Here is a 17,176-nt window from a genome sequence, read left to right as displayed (position 1 = left end):
TTCTTATGCTTTCATTTTTAATTTGCCTGTGGTTTCCTTTGCGGTTTTGACCGTTTGATACAAGGAATAACCGGAAAGTGATTCAAATTCTCGTCCCAATCGCCGTTCTTCCCCAATACTCGGAACCACTTTTTTGAAGGCTTGATAACTGCTCAAAAAATCGGTGGCAGGAAGGCCTTTTTCGTACGCTTGTTCCAATTGATCCCATAATTTCATTACTACGACCATTTCTTCTGTGTTCCAATCCAAATCAAGCGGATATTGATACTCTCGCATAGTGTTCACCTCTGTTTTTCTTTCCCTTTTAGTGTACCATAAAACTGCTTCAAGACGAAAAAACTCTGGTTGAGCTTTTCATCGTTTCTTTTCTTTTCAATTTGTGCCAAAATAGAGTCAGTTTCAACAAGAAAGGTGCATACTATGAAAGAAAGAATCGTTGCTTTTGGTGATGCGATCATCGCAATCATCATTACTATTATCGTATTAGAATTGCCCATCCAATTGACGCAGTCCGGAACCATCGAAGTGTGGGCACTCCTGCGGGCTATTGGTATTTATTTTATCAGTTTTTGTTTCGTCGGTGACCTCTGGTATCAAGGGGCTGGACTATTCAGTAAAATCAACAAAATATCAAATAAAGATTTTGTCGTGTATATGTTTTTCTTATTTTTCATGTCCTTGATTCCTACTTTTACTCGTCTGCTGATTGAAGATACCAACCAGCAAGTCGTCTTGATCTATGGTCTGCTGAGTTTCCTAGTCACTGCTTTATGGACGTATCTCGTCTTGTCTTTGAACAAGCAACTCAATCAACACGCCGCTGATCCTTTTATCCAAAATAAAGAACGCCAAAGACAGCGGATGATGTTGTTGTTTCGTCTCATATTACTGGTACTTGCCTTCTTCTTCCCCCGCTTCGGCTTGATCATTTATTTGATTTTACCGATCATGGGCTTCTTACAAAATATGATTGATCATGAAGAAGATACTTATATCGAACAAATGAATGACGAACAGCGGGCGTATTATTTGAAACAGTGGCGTCAACCGCTGGGACATTCGCTGACACGGTATAAGGATGTGTTGGCAACTGGCAAGGATGAACAAGCCAACGACTATGTTGATCCTCAGTGGTGGGTCCAATTCAATCACAATTGGCAAGAACAAATTGAAAAGCAACTGTCTGAAACGAGTACAAAGTTGGCACAATCCACAAATGACCAAGAACGCAGGCATTTGAAAATGGAGCAAAACCGTCTGCAAAACGAAAAAAACAAAGCCGAAAAAGTCCTGCAACGGGTCACGAACCAGAACAATCGCCGGCAAAGAGGACCAGGTCGAAGACGTTAAGCAAAAAAAAGCCGCTGGCAGATATGATGCCAGCGGCTTTTAAGCGGATATTTTGTTGTTTGTCTGTGCATTTGTTACACTTGAAGCATACAAAAAAGGAGGAATATCTGTGCGTTTAGAAAACAAAAAAATCATTGCCTTAGTGGACAATGATTTTGAAGACTTAGAGTTGTGGTACCCTGTCCACCGCTTAAGAGAAGAAGGCGCTCAAGTTGACTTGGTTGGTCAAGAAGCCCATAAAACTTATATTGGCAAATACGGCGTCCCGGCTGAATCAGCCTATGCATTTGCTGATATCGCAGCCGCTGATTACGATGCAATATTGGTACCGGGTGGCTGGGCACCAGATAAATTACGTCGCTTTCCTGAAGTGATCTCTTTTGTCCAAGAAATGGATAAAGAGCAAAAAATCATTGGACAGATCTGTCATGCTGGCTGGGTCTTGATCTCAGCCAATATTTTACAAGGCAAAACGGTCACCAGCACGCCAGGAATCAAAGATGATATGACCAACGCAGGTGCAACATGGGTTGATACACCAGCCGTTACTGATGGCCACATCGTATCTAGCCGCCGTCCGCCTGATCTACCAGATTATATGCGTGAGTTTATTGCTGTATTAGAGAAAAAATAAGAAAAAAACCGCTGAGTGCAGCGGTTTTTTTTTGATTATTCAATCCTATCCATTGGTACAGCCCATACTCATTGAACGACTTCTCTCGCGCTGCCTTCCTTTGCCGGCAACTTCAGCAGACCGAAATAGACGAGAACAGCCCCTATCATCGCAAAGATCGTTCCACAGACAAGCATGATCCAAACACCAAATGCTTGTACCAAAAAGCCACCTAAAATATTCCCCAGCACACCACCAATAGTTGTGGCAATGATAATCAAGGTTTGGCCAAAGACACGGTCTTCGTTCGCCAATACTTGATTGAATAAGTAAGCCGATGCCGGAATAAATAAGGCAAAACTGAACCCTTGCATCAAATGGGTCAATTCCATGAAAAGGATCGAACCAGCGCACAACATCAGCAAGCCGCGCAACCCAAAGGCAACGCTTGAGAAAAACAGCCAAAACTGACTATTTTTTCGTCTGACAAGCCTTTCGAACAACATCATTCCTGGCAATTCACATAAACCTGCGATCATCAAAGCAATGCCAACTTCTTTGCTGCCGCCACCAATATGACCAAATATTTGTGCCAAGAAACTATTGATCATGGTATGGAAACTAAACAAAAAACTAAAGCCAATAAATAAAAAGAGTAAGAAAGGATATTTCTTCAGCAGATGTTGCGAATGCTGGCTGACTTCTGTTGGTATGGTGTGCGGGTCTTCTGCTAATGCCGGCATCAGTGCCAAAATGCCAAAGAAAAGCACCCCTTCAACAATCGTGAGCAATGGCAATATCTCTGCAGAATAACTAGCCAATAGTTGGCCAATCACAAATGAAGTTGCTGCATACCCCAAAGAACCACCAGCTCTTGAAAAACCAAAATTCAAAGATGCCCCTGTGTTGATATAGGCGAACGCCAACGCATTGACAAAAGATTGCATGGACACCAATAAGATGCCGCCAATCAGATAGCTGCTGATCGCCAAAGCAGGAATCACTACACCTAGCCCCAGTATCAGCAGCATCAGACCAGTCATCACTTTCAAGACTTGCACCAAAGACCAATGGAACTTTTTGACGATCACTTGACTGATCATTGGCTGCAAAATCGCAGAAAGAATATTGATCAATGCCAACATGCCGCCGATTTTGGCTGGATCGATCCCAAAATCGATCAAAAACAGTGTAGCAAAACCGTAGATAGAACAGAACATCATCCAATACAGGCACTGGATACTGGTATAAAAAAAACGCAATGAACCTTTTGCATGTGTACGCATACATTTACCGCCTTAACAGATATTTAATCGTGATAACTATATCATATAACCATCCTTTCCGCTATGATCCAATCATGCCCTCTGAATCGACCTCCCCTGCTTTTAGCATGAAAAAAAGCAAACCACATCACATGGTTTGCTTCTTGCAACACCTGATTCGTTTGCCGCACCCAGCTACTCCACTTGCGCCAAAGCTTGTGCCAAATCAGCAATCAAATCATCGATATGTTCGAGCCCCACGGAGAGCCGAATCGTTTCTGGGCGAATATTTGCGGCAAGTAATTCCGACGCACTTAATTGTGAATGTGTCGTTGATGCGGGATGGATGATCAAAGACTTGGCGTCCCCAACGTTGGCCAACAACGAAAATAGCTGTGTATCACTGCAAAACTTCTTGCTGGCAGCACCACCTGCTTTTAAGCCAAATGAAAAGACCGCACTGGTTCCTTTGGGAAAATATTGTTGTGCCCGCGCAAAATAATTGCTGCTTGGCAACGTTGGATAATGGACCCAGGATACTTGCGGTTGCGCTTCTAAAAAGGCAGCGACAGCTTGGGCATTCGCTACATGGCGCTCCATCCGCAAGGAAAGTGTTTCGATCCCTAACAACAAGGCCCAGGAATTGAAAGGCGAGATGGCCGCACCTGTATCCCTTAACAAAATCGTCCGTGCCCGAGTGATATAAGCAGCTGCTCCAACTGCATCAGTCCAAGAAATACCGTGATAGCTGTCATCTGGTTCAACTAATCTGGGAAATTTGCCATTGGTCCAATCAAAGTTCCCACTATCGATGATCGCCCCACCTAGCGCTACACCATGACCGCCAATAAATTTCGTGGTTGAATAAACAACAATATCTGCGCCATGTTCAAAGGGCCGAAACAAATAAGGGGTAGCAAAGGTATTGTCCACGATAACTGGAATCCCTGCTTCATGGGCAATCGCAGCAATTTCATCAAAATCCGCAATATCAATATCAGGATTGCCCAATGATTCTAAGAAAAGGGCTTTGGTATTCTCTTGAATCGCTGCTTTGACGGCAGCAAGATCTTCACTATCGACAAAACTTGTCGTGATCCCAAAATCAGGGAGTGTGTGAGCAAACAAATTATAGGTACCGCCATAAATCGTTGCTGCCGAGACAATATGGTCCCCTGCTTTGGCAATATTTTGGATCGCATAGGTGATTGCTGCTGAACCCGAAGCCGTCGCCAAAGCGCCGATCCCGCCTTCTAAAAGCGCCAAGCGTTCCTCTAAAACCGCTGTCGTAGGGTTGGTGATCCGTGTATAGATATTCCCTGATTCACTGAGACTAAAACGTGCTGCCGCTTGATCGGCATCATCAAAAACGTAGGATGTGGTTTGGTAGATCGGTAAAGCACGACTACCAGTCGCACTGTCTGGCTGTTGTCCACCATGTAATTGGATGGTTTCAAAGTGTTCTGTCATCATCATTCCTCCTGTAAATCTTTATGGTAGTCAAATAGTAGCTGAAGCGTAACACTGTCAGATTTTTCTGTCAATTGCCGACCTATTCTACGGTGATCATGATTCCTGATCACCACTAGACCCATCTCTAAAAATAAACCGGTATCTATGAGAAAAACCTATCGCTAAAAATAGAGCGCTAACATATTAATTTACTTGGAATTTGTTTTTTTTATTCACATGAAACCGTTTATTTTCAATTGACAGACGCAACGCTAATTGTTATAATTTGAAAAATCTAAAATTTCAAACAATTTAGTTATTGAAAGGAAGTTTTGTCCGATATGGAAGAAAAGATTTCAGTGAAAGAATATGTCTACAAAGTATCTTTAGGTGTTTCGAATGCCGTACTGGTTGCATTAGGGGTTGGTCTATTATTAGAAACGATTGGTCAATTAACTGGGCTTGCTACGATCGGTACGATAGGAACGATCTCAAAATTACTCTTAGCTCCCGCTTTTGGTGCAGGGATCGCTTATCAATTAAAAACAAATACATTAGTGATATTCACTTCTATGATCGCTGCTGCCATTGCCTCTGATGGCCTGTATTTTACCCAAGCCGCAGTTGAAGCAACCACCATGACTGGGATCAGCGCTTCACAAGGCATCGGTGCTGTCGTATTGACTGGTGGTCAACCGATCAGTGCGGTAATGGCCGGACTTGTGGCTGCGTTGATCGGTAAATGGCTGACAGGCAAAACGCCATTGGATATGATTCTGGTCCCTCTGGGCAGTTTGTTTTTTGGCGGATTAGCAGGTGTCGGCTTTGCGTATGTCACAACACCGATGCTATTGGCCATTAGCGGCTTTATGGCACAATCGATCACGATTTCCCCTATCATCGGCTCGATCGTGATTGCTGTGGCCTGGAGCACCTTGCTCATGACCCCTGCTTCCTCTGTAGCGTTGGCGATTGCCTTACAATTGGATCCAGTGTCCTCCGCCGCAGCGTTGATTGGCTGTACTGCACAATTTGTCGGCTTTACGGTTATGTCGTTTCAAGAAAACAATTTAGGGGCCAATATTGCACAAGGATTGATCACACCGAAGGTCCAATTTGCCAATTTGACCAAAAATCCACAAATGGTGATCCCGCCTTTCCTATCGGCAGCAATCTGTGCCCCGCTAGCTACGACCGTCTTTCATTTTTCTACCAACTATGAATTGGCAGGTTTAGGATTGAACTCACTGATTGCGCCTCTGAATTTATTTGCAACAGATCGTTCTGGCTTCATTGTCTATTGTCTGATTGGTGTCTTGCTGTCTGGGACATTAACTTATGTCTTTTACCGCGGTATGTTGGCATTAGGAAAAGCAAACAAAGGCAGCTTGACGATCGAATTGCAATAGGTTCAGCAATTCAATCAACCTGTTTAAGATCATCTAAACGGTGCTGCTCTTGTGGGCAGCACCGTTTTAAAATACAAAAAAACCCGCTGACTTTTCAGTCAACGGGTCGAACGCGATTAGATATGGATTGGCATACCTAATGCCAATTCTGCTGCGTCCATCGTGATTTCACCCAATGATGGATGTGGATGGATCGTTAATGCGATATCTTCTGCGTTCATACCAGATTCAATGGCAAGTGCCAATTCTGATACCATGTCGCTTGCGCCTAAGCCAGCGATTTGTGCGCCGATGATCACATTGTCTTCAACAGTCGTTACAAGACGGATAAATCCTTCTGTTTTGCCTAATGATAAGGCACGACCATTTCCAGAGAATGGGAATTTGAAGGCTTTTGCTTCGATTCCAGCATCTTTTGCATCTTTGATCGTCATGCCGACAGAAGCCAATTCTGGATCTGTAAAGGCAACGGCAGGCATTGCTTTATAATCAACAGCTACTTTTTTGCCAGAAATTGCTTCAGCAGCAATTTTTGCTTCGTAGCTTGCTTTATGGGCAAGCGCTGCACCAGGAACGATATCGCCGATTGCATAAATATTTGCTACATTTGTGCGACCTTGTTTGTCAACATTGATCAATCCGCGTTCGCCTACTTCAACACCAGCTTGTTCTAAGCCCATGTCATCCGTATTTGGACGACGACCAACAGTCACCATCACATAATCTGCAGTCACTTCTTCTTCTTTGCCATCAACAGCATATTTAACAGTGACACTGTCACCATTGTCAACAGCTTCTTTCGCCATTGCATTCGTTACAACTGTCACGCCTTTTTTGGCAAAGTCTTCTTCAACTAATTTTACCATGTCTTTTTCATACGTAGGTAAAATTTGAGGAGAACCTTCAAGGATCGTTACTTCAGCACCTAAGTTCGCATAAGCGGCACCTAGTTCAGAACCGATCACACCGCCACCGATGACCACTAATTTCTTCGGTACTTCTTTTAATGCCAGTCCGCCAGTCGAATCGATCACACGGCCGCCAAATTTAAAGCCTTTGATTTCGATTGGACGAGAACCAGTCGCGATGATTGCATTGTTGAAAGAATACGTTTGAGCTGAATCAGGATGGATGACACGTAATGTATGGTCATCAACGAAGAATGCTTCTCCTTCAATGCTTTCAACTTTGTGTTTTTTCAATAGAAAACCAACGCCGGTCGTCAATGTTTTCACAACTTTGTTGTCTTTCCATTCTTGTGTTTTGGTGAAATCTAAAGTGACATTCTCAGTGTTTACACCAAACATGGTTGAATCTAACGATTCTTGGTAATGATGACCAGCAGCGATCAACGCTTTTGAAGGAATACAACCGACATTCAAACAAACGCCGCCAATATATTCTCTTTCAATGATTGCCACTTTTTGGCCCATTTCAGCAGCGCGGATGGCAGCTACATAGCCGCCAGGTCCCGCACCGATTACAACTGTATCTAATTCAACAGCAAAATCTCCTACTACCATTTGTAAATCATCCTTCCATCATTAATAGCTCAGGATCAGCTAATAGACGTTTGATATTATTCATTGCTTGTTGGGCTGTCGCACCATCAACGATACGGTGGTCGAAGCTTAGTGATAATTTCATCACACGGCCAACAACGATTTCACCTTCAGCATTGACGATTGGTTGTTGCGCAATCGTACCAACACCCAAAATAGCCACTTCAGGGAAGTTGATTACTGGTGTGAACCAGCCGCCGCCTACAGAACCAATGTTGCTGATCGTGATTGTGCCGTTACGCATATCATCAGCAGCAAGTTTGCCATCATGGGCAAGTTTTGCTTTTTCGTTGATTTCGTCAGCGATCGTGAACATGCCTTTACGGTCTGCATCTTTGACGTTTGGTACATACAATCCATGATCTGTATCTGTTGCGATACCGATATTATAGTAGTTTTTGTACACAATTTCTTGTTTTGCATCATCAATAGACGCATTCAAGATAGGGAATTTCTTCACTGTTGCAGTCAAAGCTTTCACAACATATGGTAAGAAAGTTAATTTTGTGCCGTTGGCAGCAGCAACTTCTTTGAACTTCTTACGGTTATCCCAAAGATTGGTTACTTCAACTTCATCATGCAATGTCACATGTGGTGCAGTATGTTTGCTGTTGACCATTGCTTTAGCGATTGCTTTACGTGTAGGTGTTAACGCAACACGTTCTTCTAAGTCACCTAAATTAGACTTGAAGGCTTTTGCAGGTGCCGCAGGTTTGCTTTCAGCCGCCGCAGGTGCTTTCGCTTCTTCTTTCGCTGGCGCTGCAGCAGCTGCTGGCGCAGATGATCCGCCACCTGATAAGAAGTTTTCAATATCTTCTTTTGTGACACGTCCGCCTTTGCCGCTTGCAGAGACTTGAGAAATGTCTACATCTTTTTCACGGGCAAATTGACGTACTGAAGGCATTGCCAAGACACGTTTGTTTGGATCTGCTGCTTCTACAACACTTGCTGATCCAGATGTTTCAACTTTTTCTTTTGGTGCTTCTGCAGCTGTTGAAGTGCTAGATGATGCCGCTGGTTCATTGTGGCCAGGTGCATCGATTTCGACCAATACATCACCTACATTGGCAACTGTACCTTCTGCAACTACGATCGTTTTCACCGTACCGGTTACTGGAGATGGAATTTCTTCCACTGATTTGTCGTTTTGAACTTCTAATAGCGTATCATCTTCGTTGATGGTATCTCCTGCTTTAACGAACCATTTCACGATTTCGCCTTCAGCAATCCCTTCACCGATATCTGGTAATTTGAATTGGAAGACACCAGAGCCTTCAGATGAACCTGAAGCAGCTTCAGATGTTGTTTCTGTCGTTGGTTCAGCAGCTGGTTTTGCTGGTGTTTGTGATTCAGCAGCCACGCCTGCATCGCCTTCGTTGTCTTCGTGTCCAGGTGCATCGATTTCAACCAGTACATCACCTACATTGGCAACTGTACCTTCTGGAACAACGATACTTTTGACAGTTCCTGTCACTGGAGATGGAATTTCTTCCACTGATTTATCATTTTGAACTTCTAGTAAGGTATCATCTTCATTGATGGTATCCCCTGCTTTGACGAACCATTTGACGATTTCGCCTTCTGCAATTCCTTCACCGATATCCGGTAATTTAAATTGAAATGCCATTGTCTATTCTTCCCTTCTTAACTATTAAAAGTTCACGATTTCTTTCACTTTGTCTTCGATATCTTTTGCATTTGGCAACCAAATGTTTTCAGCTTGACCGAATGGGAAAATAGTATCTGGTGCAGATACGCGTCCGATTGGTGCTTCAAGTGATAGAACCGCACGTTCAGAAATTTCAGAAACGACTTGTGCCGCTACACCTGCTTGTTTTTGCGCTTCTTGCACAACGACCACACGACCAGTTTTTTCTACTGATTTGATGATTGTTTCTACATCAAGTGGCGCCACTGTACGCAAGTCGATAATTTCAGCATTGATGTTTTCTTTAGCTAAGTTATCTGCTGCTTTGATTGCTTCACGAACCATAGCACCGTAAGTGATGATTGATACATCAGAACCTTCACGGGTCACTGCTGCTTTATCCAAAGGCACTTCGTATGCTTCTTCTGGCACTTCTTCACGGAATGAACGGTACAATTTCATGTGCTCTAAAAAGACAACTGGGTCATTGCTGCGGATTGCTGCAATCAATAGTCCTTTCGCATCATATGGATTTGAAGGGATCACGACACGGATACCAGGAGATTGCGCAATCAAACCTTCTAAGTTGTCTGAGTGCAATTCTGGTGTATGCACGCCACCACCAAATGGTGAGCGGATCGTGATTGGCAGATTACGTGTACCACCCATACGGTAACGTGTACGTGCCATTTGTCCAACGATTTCATCAAATGTTTCAAAAACGAAACCAAAGAATTGGATTTCAGGAACTGGACGGAAGCCTTCTAATGCTAAACCAAAAGCCAAACCGCCAATACCAGATTCAGCAAGCGGAGTATCAAATACACGGTCTTCGCCAAATTTTTCTTGTAAACCTTCTGTTGCACGGAATACACCGCCGTTTTTACCGACGTCTTCACCAAAGACTAAAATCTCTTTGTCATTTTCCATTTCAACAGCTAAGGCATCTGTAATTGCTTGGATCATTGTTTTTTGTGCCATGACTATTTCGACTCCTTCGCTTCAAAAGTTGCAATTTGTTCTTTAATGTTTTGAGGTTGTACTTCAAACATGTTTTTCAAGAAATCTGACACTTTTTGTTTAGGTACACGGTCAGCTTCAGCAATTGCTGCTTTGATTTCTTCTTTTGTTTGTTCAATGATTTGTTCTTCTTTTTCTTCAGACCATAACCCTTTTTCAGTTAGGTATTTACGGAAACGTACTAATGGATCTTTTTCTTGCCATTCAGTATCCATTTCTTTCGTACGGTAACGGGTTGGATCATCACCTGACAATGTATGTGCGCCATAACGGTAAGTCAATGTTTCAATCAAAACAGGACCATTGCCGTTCGCTGCCCATTCACGTGCTGCTTTTGATACATAGTAAACTGCCAATGGATCCATACCATCTACTTGGATACCAGGGATACCCGCTGCAGCGGCTTTTTGTGCCAATGTTGGTGCAGCACTTTGTACTTCACGTGGTGTAGAGATCGCAAAACCATTGTTTTGGATGTAGAATACAGCGTTTGCATGGTAAGCACCTGCAAAGTTGATTGCTTCATAGAAGTCCCCTTGAGAAGAACCGCCATCACCAGTATATGTGAATACAACATTTTTCTTGTTGCGTTTTTTCAAGCCTAATGCGACACCGGCTGCTTGCACGTATTGTGCACCGATGATGATTTGTGGTGGCAACGCTTTAAGACCTTCAGGATACAAGTTACCTGCGACATGTCCACGAGACCATAAGAAAGCTTCTTTCAATGGTAGTCCGTGTTGGATCAATTGAGGAACGTCACGATAACCTGGTAGTAATACGTCTTCTTTTTCAAAAGCAAATTGACTTGCTAATTGGCTTGCTTCTTGACCAGCAGTTGGCGCGAAGAAACCTAGACGTCCTTGACGGTTTAACGCAGTTGAGCGTTGGTCCAATACACGTGACCATACCATTCGAGTCATCAATTCCACTAATTCGTCGTCACTTAGATCTGGTACTAAATCCGGGTTTACAATTTTTCCATCTTTATCCAAAGTTTGGTAAGTTGGAAAATCTGCATTGACTTGCTCCAAAATCGCTTGGAAATCAAGTGCTTTTTGTTTTTTTGCCATCTTGACACACTTTCCTCTCTGTTAAAAAAGTCATTTTCGTATGTAACAGGGTTTAAATCTGTACTATCGAAATTTCATTTACTCTTATAAATTATCATTTAACTTGGAAAATGACAAGTGAAAAGGGTATTTTTTTTAATAAAAGAATGCCTAGTATAGCAACTCTTAAGAAAAGATTAGTGAAATTTATCACATTTAAGGAATCGCTTTCTTGTAAATTTTCTAAGGAAATTCTTTTTTTCGTTTAAGAATAGTACAGCAATCAGCGTTTACCCTAACAGCAGGTTTGCTTATTTCTCATTTGTAATTGTGAAGTAATTGACTTGTGTGATAGTCGATTTTTTGAATATGAGAAAAAAATAATACAGAATCAAGACAAAAAGAAACAGATCGCCACTCCCCTCTTGATTGAAGGAAACGACGATCTGCTAGTTTAAATCCATTCTTGCGTCACGCGAATATAAATTCTTTTGGCCAACTCAACTGTTACTAAATAAGCAAGGTTGATGCCAATAAACCATGGCCAATAAGAAGCAGGCAACGTTGCGAAATCAAACACTGTATGCAAAGGCGTCAAGATGATCACGAAGCCTACAGCGATCGCCAACACACTAGATAGTAAGACAGCTGGCGAAGCAATACTTTTGATAAAAGGCAGCTTGCGGGTTCTGATCATGTGGACTACCAATGTTTGCGTCGTCAACCCGATCATAAACCACCCAGCTTGGAATAGGGCTTGTTCTTGAACTGTATTGGCTTGGAAAACATGCCACATCACCAAGAAAGTTGTGATATCAAAAATACTGCTGACTGGTCCGATGCCTACGGTAAACTTCAATAAACCTCTAACTTGCCATTTCACTGGTTTCGCTAATTCTTCTTGATCAACATTGTCCCAAGGAATCGTCAATTGCGCCATATCATACACCAGATTTTGAACCAGCAATTGAATTGACAGCATTGGCAGAAACGGCAAGAAGGCACTGGCTACCAAAATTGAAAAGACGTTACCAAAGTTTGAACTCAATGTCATCTTGATATACTTCATCATATTGGTAAAGACTTTACGGCCTTCAATGACACCTTTATCTAAAACGTCCAAGCTTTTTTCCAATAGGATGATCGAACTAGCATCCTTTGTAATATCCGCGGCTGTATCAACTGAGATGCCCACATCAGCAGTACGCAAAGCTGGTGCATCGTTGATCCCATCCCCCATAAAACCAACCGTGTGTCCCGCTGCTTGAATTGTTTGGATGATGCGGGATTTTTGCATTGGATTGAGTTTCGCAAACAAATTGGTTGTGGCTGCTTTTTCAGCCAACTCTTCATCAGACAAGCGATCGATTTCCGTACCAAGCAAGTAACTGCCGGCTTCGATACCAACATCGTTACATACTTTTTGTGCAACGATGGCATTGTCACCAGTCAAGACTTTGACATTGATGCCATGGCCATGGAGGGAAGCAATCGCCGTTTTTGCTGATTCTTTGGCTGGATCTAAGAAGCCCATGAAACCAATCATGATCATGTCTTGCTCGTCTGAAACTGAATAGACAGCATCCGCATGGGCATCTCTTTTGACTGCGACTGTCAAGACCCGCATTCCTTGTTTATTTAATCGCAAATTGACTTGGCGCAATTTTTCCCGAATATCTTCGGTCAATTCCATGATTTGACCATCGATCTCAACATATTTGCAGACTTGTTCCATTTCTTCTGCTGCACCTTTGGTCACCATCAATTGATGGCCATCTGCATTGACAACAACGGTCAAGCGGCGACGAGAGAAATCAAAAGGAATTTCATCGACCTTCGTCACCTCTTGGAATGGTTCCGCCAGTTTGGCTTCTTCGTAGTAATTCAAGACAGCGATATCCATCAAATTTTTCCAGCCAGTTTGATAATAGGAATTCAAATACGTCATATCCAGTACCTGCTGATCCTCTTGACCAAATGGATTTAAATGTTGCACCAGCACGACCCGGTCTTCCGTGATCGTCCCTGTTTTGTCTGTACACAACACATCCATACTGCCCAAATTTTGGATCGAAGGCAATTCTTTAACGATGACTTTCTCTTTGGAAAGCGACATGGCGCCTTTGGCTAAATTACTGGTAACGATCATAGGCAGCATTTCTGGGGTCAAGCCAACAGCGACTGCAATTGCGAAGAACAATGCTTCACTCCAATCACCTTTGGTAAAACCATTGATCAAAAGAACGATTGGGAATAAGATCATCACCATTCTCAACAACAATTTGCTGACTTTGGTCAGCCCATCTTCAAAAGCAGTCTTTCCGCGTTTCGTCGTGGCATTGCGGGCAATATCCCCAAAAAAGGTGCTTTGTCCTGTCTTTAAAATAATGGCTTTTCCTTGACCACTTAACACATCGGTACCCATAAAGACCAAATCTTGCATGTCTAAGGCAGAAACATTGGTATCACTTTCTTTGATACCGGCATCGACAAATTTTTCAACGGGCATTGATTCGCCAGTCAATGAAGATTGATTGATAAATAAATCCTTGGTCCAGATCAAAATAGCATCGGCTGGTATCATATCTCCTGTTGCGAGTGTCACGATATCACCCGGAACCACTTCATCCATTGGAATTTCTCGGGTCACACCTGCCCGTGTCACAGAACAAGTATTCTCGATCAATTCTTTCAACGCTAAACTAGCTTTTTGCGAGCGGTATTCTTGGACGAATGTGATCGTCACACTTGCCAGGATCATGATACCCATCACGATCACCGCTTCGATATCTCCTGTCATAAAGGAAATCACCATCAACAAAGCCAACACCAACACAAATGGATCTTTAAATGCGCGCAAAATCATCAACCAGGCAGGTGTTGGTTTTTGGGCATCGACTTTGTTTGGTCCGTACTCTTCTAGTCGTTCTTGCGCATCCTTTTCAGACAATCCTTGGAAGGAAGTCCGCATTTCCATCAATAATTCACGTTCTGATAATTTTGCTAATAATTTCAATTCTTGGTCTTTTGATAATTTTTTCAACATACTCTTTTCCTCCTATAATTAGGAGTTGCTCGCGCCACCCCTAGTAATTCTTGGCGATGAACCTGGGTTCATCTGGGGACTGGGTGTATCCATATGAATCTTCCTTTCTGTTTGATAAGCAAGTCACTCTTGGATCACGCGCGTATGCAAAAAAATGCGCATGCTCCCAATAAGCATGCGCAAAAAACTCATGATCATTGTAGAGCTTTAGCACTATAGGGCGTAGATAGCGAATCGCTATCAGCTGCTTTGGGTTTAACCTTCACGATTAGACCTGTCCTACCAACTAAGTATCTCTCGATACTTTTGCGGCAGCAGCTTGTGTCCGTATAGGAGCCTCACCTAACAATTATTTCTTTCTATTGATACTATAAGCCAACATTTGGAGAAGGTCAACTGTTTTCAAATAAAAAATACGTTATTTTATATTCAGAACATTCAGAATAGCCATCACTTTTCAAAAACATTTGCTTATTTTCACTGTTGTTTCACCTTGATAAGTCAACGACTGCCAAAGGTTTCGGCAAGAATCTCTACGATCCGCTGACTGGTTTGTCCATCGCCATATGGGTTCTCAGCATGCGCCATTTTTTGATAAGCGGCGTGATCATCCAGCAAGCGTTTTGTTTCTATATATACACGCTCTTCTTGCGTGCCAATCAACTTCAAGGTTCCAGCTGCGACACCTTCTGGCCGTTCTGTCGTATCACGCAAAACCAACACCGGCACCCCCAAAGAAGGCGCTTCTTCTTGCACCCCTCCAGAGTCAGTCAAAATCAATGCGCTCTGATTGGCGACATTATGAAAGTCGATCACATCCAAGGGTTCTATCAAGGCAACGTTGTCGATGTTGCCTAATATCTCGCGGGCAATTTCCCGAACTTGCGGATTTTTATGCATGGGAAATACCACATGGATCTCAGGATACTCTGCTGCTATTCGTGCCAATGCCCGAAAAACTTGCGCCATTGGCTGCCCTAAATTTTCACGTCGATGCATGGTCAACAAGATTTGTTTCCCTTTGATACCAGACAATTCAGGGTGGCGATAATGGTCTTTGATCGTATAATTCATCGCATCGATCGCCGTATTCCCCGTCACAAAAATCGTCTGCGGATCGCGGTTTTCTTTCAACAAGTTCAGCTGACTTTCTTTCGTCGGTGCGAAATGCAGATCGGCTAGTACATCGATCAGTTGACGATTGGCTTCTTCTGGATAAGGGGATTGTTTGTTCCAAGTCCGCAAACCAGCTTCGACGTGTCCAACAGGGATCTGTTGATAAAAAGCCGCTGTGGCTGCTGCATAGGCTGTCGTGGTATCCCCGTGGACTAAGACGATATCCGGCCGCTCGTTTTGTAGAATGGGTTCAAGATCCAGCAATACTTTTGTCGTAATACCGGTCAAGGTTTGTCCCAATTTCATTATATCTAAATCATAATCTGCTTCGATCGCAAAGACACTTAACACTTGATCCAGCATTTCCCGATGCTGGGCTGTCACGGTCACGACCGATACAAAGCGGTCATCTGCTTGTAACGCTTTGACCAAAGGCGCCATTTTGATGGCTTCTGGTCTTGTACCAAATATGGACATTACTTTGATCGTCATCATTCACCTGCACTCTTTACAATAATTGTAATCATAGTTTACTCTGTCTATTATAGCGAAGATTGATGCAAAACAAAATCTTTCCGCTGCAAAAAAAAGCAGCACTGTCTAAAAACAGCACTGCTTGCAGTGGTCACGCGTGAGCATTCAGCAACTGAACTGAATCAAATCGTGTCGCCATTGAAAATTGAGTTTTTCACGATCACGTAGTCTACTTTGCGGATCGCTTCTAAATCTTTCCCACCGGCATACGAAATCGATGATTGCAAATCTTGCTGCATTTCTACTAAAGTATCTTTCAAAGAACCTTTGTATTGGATCCAGATTTTTTTGCCTTCTACGTTTTTCTTCTCGCCTTTTTGGAATTCTGATGCAGAACCAAAGTATTCTTTCATGACTACGCCATTTTCCACCTTCGTTTCCCCAGGTGATTCTTCGTGGCCGGCGAACAGTGAGCCGATCATGACCATCGTCGCACCGAAACGCACAGACTTCGCAATGTCGCCGTGGGTCCGAATCCCGCCATCGGCAATGATTGGTTTGCGGGCTGCTTTGGCGCACCAGCGTAACGCTGCCAACTGCCAGCCACCTGTACCAAAACCAGTTTTGATTTTCGTGATACACACTTTTCCTGGTCCGATCCCAACTTTCGTTGCATCTGCTCCAGCATTTTCTAATTCTCGGACTGCTTCAGGGGTACCCACATTACCGGCGATCACAAACGCCTCTGGCAAGTGTTTCTTGATATGTTGGATCATATTGATCACAGCATTTGAATGCCCGTGGGCGATATCGATCGTAATATAGTCAGGGACTAAGCCTTCTGCTGCCAAGTCTTCGACAAAGCGATATTCATTTTCTTTGACCCCGACACTGATTGACGCAATCAATCCGCGACTCTTCATTTTTTTGATAAAAGGAATACGCGCTTCCTCATCAAAGCGGTGCATAATGTAAAAATAGCCATTTTCAGCTAAAAATTCAGCAATCGTATCATCAATGATCGTTTGCATATTCGCAGGAACGACCGGCATTTTAAATGAATGCTTCCCTAGTGTCACAGTCGTGTCACATTCAGAACGACTATCCACAATGCATTTATTCGGGATCAATTGTATATCCTCGTAATCAAAAACTTTCATGTCAAACAT

The 17,176-nt window shown here is 43.0% G+C and carries 13 protein-coding genes and 1 riboswitch; of the genes, 3 read left to right on the top strand and 10 right to left on the bottom strand.

Translation table 11 applies throughout. The features are described 5' to 3' along the window. Positions 1-3: 3 nt before the first annotated feature. Positions 4-276 (bottom strand): UPF0223 family protein, encoded by a 273-nt coding sequence (locus AEQ18_RS13120; RefSeq protein ID WP_054116784.1) that lies wholly within the window; start codon positions 274-276, stop codon positions 4-6. A 144-nt stretch (positions 277-420) separates the two neighbouring features. On the opposite strand from AEQ18_RS13120, the gene AEQ18_RS13115 reads away from it, so the two are divergent. Beyond that, on the top strand, positions 421-1,350 hold the full coding sequence (locus AEQ18_RS13115; RefSeq protein WP_054116783.1) for a TMEM175 family protein: 930 nt from the start codon (positions 421-423) through the stop codon (positions 1,348-1,350). A 109-nt stretch (positions 1,351-1,459) separates the two neighbouring features. Then, complete coding sequence (locus tag AEQ18_RS13110) at positions 1,460-1,984, top strand: type 1 glutamine amidotransferase domain-containing protein (protein ID WP_054116782.1); 525 nt, start codon at positions 1,460-1,462, stop codon at positions 1,982-1,984. Positions 1,985-2,052: 68 nt separating this feature from the next. On the opposite strand, the gene AEQ18_RS13105 is transcribed toward AEQ18_RS13110, so the two are convergent. Both AEQ18_RS13105 and AEQ18_RS13100 read right to left on the bottom strand, forming a co-directional pair. Next, a complete protein-coding gene (locus AEQ18_RS13105; protein ID WP_054116781.1) occupies positions 2,053-3,249 on the bottom strand; it encodes an MFS transporter in 1,197 nt (398 codons plus the stop codon). 174 nt (positions 3,250-3,423) lie between these two features. Continuing rightward, positions 3,424-4,698: an O-acetylhomoserine aminocarboxypropyltransferase/cysteine synthase family protein gene (locus AEQ18_RS13100; RefSeq protein ID WP_054116780.1), complete on the bottom strand. Its 1,275-nt coding sequence runs from the start codon at positions 4,696-4,698 to the stop codon at positions 3,424-3,426. Positions 4,699-5,021: 323 nt separating this feature from the next. Here AEQ18_RS13100 and AEQ18_RS13095 point away from each other — a divergent pair, with 323 nt between their 5' ends. Next, the gene (locus AEQ18_RS13095) at positions 5,022-6,089 is read left to right on the top strand and encodes a PTS transporter subunit IIC (protein ID WP_054116779.1); all 1,068 of its coding nucleotides are present in this window, start codon (positions 5,022-5,024) and stop codon (positions 6,087-6,089) included. A gap of 116 nt (positions 6,090-6,205) precedes the next feature. On the opposite strand, the gene lpdA is transcribed toward AEQ18_RS13095, so the two are convergent. The 7 genes from lpdA to guaC all read right to left on the bottom strand — a co-directional run bounded on the left by lpdA (position 6,206) and on the right by guaC (position 17,167). Next, complete coding sequence (gene lpdA, locus AEQ18_RS13090) at positions 6,206-7,612, bottom strand: dihydrolipoyl dehydrogenase (RefSeq protein WP_054116778.1); 1,407 nt, start codon at positions 7,610-7,612, stop codon at positions 6,206-6,208. A gap of 7 nt (positions 7,613-7,619) precedes the next feature. Next, complete coding sequence (locus tag AEQ18_RS13085; RefSeq protein WP_054116777.1) at positions 7,620-9,278, bottom strand: dihydrolipoyllysine-residue acetyltransferase; 1,659 nt, start codon at positions 9,276-9,278, stop codon at positions 7,620-7,622. Positions 9,279-9,302: 24 nt separating this feature from the next. Continuing rightward, positions 9,303-10,280 carry an alpha-ketoacid dehydrogenase subunit beta gene (locus AEQ18_RS13080; RefSeq protein ID WP_054116776.1) on the bottom strand — a complete coding sequence of 326 codons (978 nt, stop codon included), beginning with the start codon at positions 10,278-10,280 and terminating at the stop codon, positions 9,303-9,305. Positions 10,281-10,282: 2 nt separating this feature from the next. Next, positions 10,283-11,392, bottom strand: coding sequence for a pyruvate dehydrogenase (acetyl-transferring) E1 component subunit alpha (gene pdhA, locus AEQ18_RS13075; protein WP_054116775.1), 1,110 nt, complete (start codon positions 11,390-11,392; stop codon positions 10,283-10,285). A 433-nt stretch (positions 11,393-11,825) separates the two neighbouring features. After that, on the bottom strand, positions 11,826-14,417 hold the full coding sequence (gene mgtA, locus AEQ18_RS13070) for a magnesium-translocating P-type ATPase (protein WP_054116774.1): 2,592 nt from the start codon (positions 14,415-14,417) through the stop codon (positions 11,826-11,828). 186 nt (positions 14,418-14,603) lie between these two features. Next, positions 14,604-14,774, bottom strand: a riboswitch (M-box (ykoK) riboswitch). A 144-nt stretch (positions 14,775-14,918) separates the two neighbouring features. Continuing rightward, the gene (gene wecB / locus AEQ18_RS13065) at positions 14,919-16,025 is read right to left on the bottom strand and encodes a non-hydrolyzing UDP-N-acetylglucosamine 2-epimerase (protein ID WP_054116848.1); all 1,107 of its coding nucleotides are present in this window, start codon (positions 16,023-16,025) and stop codon (positions 14,919-14,921) included. A gap of 164 nt (positions 16,026-16,189) precedes the next feature. Beyond that, positions 16,190-17,167, bottom strand: a complete 978-nt coding sequence (gene guaC, locus AEQ18_RS13060) for a GMP reductase (RefSeq protein ID WP_152911926.1) — start codon at positions 17,165-17,167, stop codon at positions 16,190-16,192. Between the last annotated feature and the right edge of the window lie 9 nt (positions 17,168-17,176).

Origin of the sequence: Enterococcus sp. RIT-PI-f (genome assembly GCF_001297065.1) — a bacterium.
Classification (GTDB): domain Bacteria; phylum Bacillota; class Bacilli; order Lactobacillales; family Enterococcaceae; genus Enterococcus_D.
Note: the sequence above shows the minus strand (reverse complement) of the source record. Positions and strands in the feature narration are given on the sequence as shown.